The following is a 1060-nucleotide window of genomic DNA, read 5'->3' as shown; positions in this document are numbered from 1 at the left end:
GAATGAGAGAAAGAAGTGAGGAATTTTTTTTTTGATTTTGATTTTTTTATTTTAGTTGTTGTTTTTTTTTTTGTTATTTTGAAAGTAGTTGTTTTAGTTTTAGTTATTTGAATTTTTGATATTTTTTTTTATTTTTTATTAAATGAATGGTATTTTTTTTTGGAAATTTTAGTTATTTTTAGTATGATATTTGGGAATTTTATTGTTATTATTTAAATAAGTATGAAATGTATGTTTGTATATTTGTTTATAGGTTAAATTGGATATGTAATTATTGGAATAATTGTTGGAGATTTAAATGGTGGATATGTGAGTATGATAATTTATATGTTGTTTTATATTGTTATGAATTTAGGAATTTTTGTTTGTATTATATTATTTGGTTTATGTATTGGAATTGATAATATTTGAGATTATGTAGGATTATATATAAAAGATTTTTTTTTGGTTTTTTTTTTAGTTTTATGTTTTTTATTTTTAGGAGGTTTTTTTTTATTAGTAGGTTTTTTTGGAAAATTTTATTTATTTTGGTGTATAATTTTGTATAATTTTGAATGTTATTAGTTTTGGTATGTAGATTAAATAATATAATGTAAGTAAAAGTTTTTAGATTTATGGTGATATAGAATAGTATATAAGTTATTATGTTTGTATATTTATTATTTGAGTTTTTAATAATTATTTTAATAATTATATATTTGATTTGATTTATGGATGAATATGTAAGTATATGTTTTATGTTTGTTTGAGTAATAGTAATGAGATTTTTGAATATTATGTTAAGAATAGTTAGGATTTTTAGAAGAAGATGTTATTTATTTGATGAGAAATAAAAAGGAATATTGAAAATTTGAGTGGTTGAAGTTGAGGTAGTTATTTTTGAAGTAATAGAAAGAAAAGTAATGATTGGAGTGGGAGAGTTAGAGTTGAAAAGAGGATTTTTTATTTTTTTTTTTTATTTAAAATTGTGTATGAGATTTTTATTTTGTATGGTTTTGAATGAGAGAAAGAAGTGAGGAATTTTTTTTTTGATTTTGATTTTTTTATTTTAGTTGTTGTT

At 18.9% G+C, this 1060-nt stretch carries 2 protein-coding genes; one reads left to right on the top strand and one right to left on the bottom strand.

The window, feature by feature from the left end; all coding sequences use genetic code 11:
- Positions 1 to 258: 258 nt before the first annotated feature.
- Positions 259 to 411 (top strand): proton-conducting transporter transmembrane domain-containing protein, encoded by a 153-nt coding sequence (locus IE038_RS25520; protein ID WP_498053042.1) that lies wholly within the window; start codon positions 259 to 261, stop codon positions 409 to 411.
- Here IE038_RS25520 and IE038_RS25515 read toward each other — a convergent pair.
- Entirely contained in the window at positions 371 to 796 is a 426-nt protein-coding gene (locus IE038_RS25515) for a proton-conducting transporter transmembrane domain-containing protein (protein ID WP_498053041.1), read from the bottom strand. The two genes, IE038_RS25520 and IE038_RS25515, sit on opposite strands and share 41 nt — an antisense overlap.
- Between the last annotated feature and the right edge of the window lie 264 nt (positions 797 to 1060).

The organism is Pseudomonas laurentiana, assembly GCF_014648275.1.
GTDB lineage: Bacteria > Pseudomonadota > Gammaproteobacteria > Pseudomonadales > Pseudomonadaceae > Aquipseudomonas > Aquipseudomonas laurentiana.
Note: the sequence above shows the minus strand (reverse complement) of the source record. Positions and strands in the feature narration are given on the sequence as shown.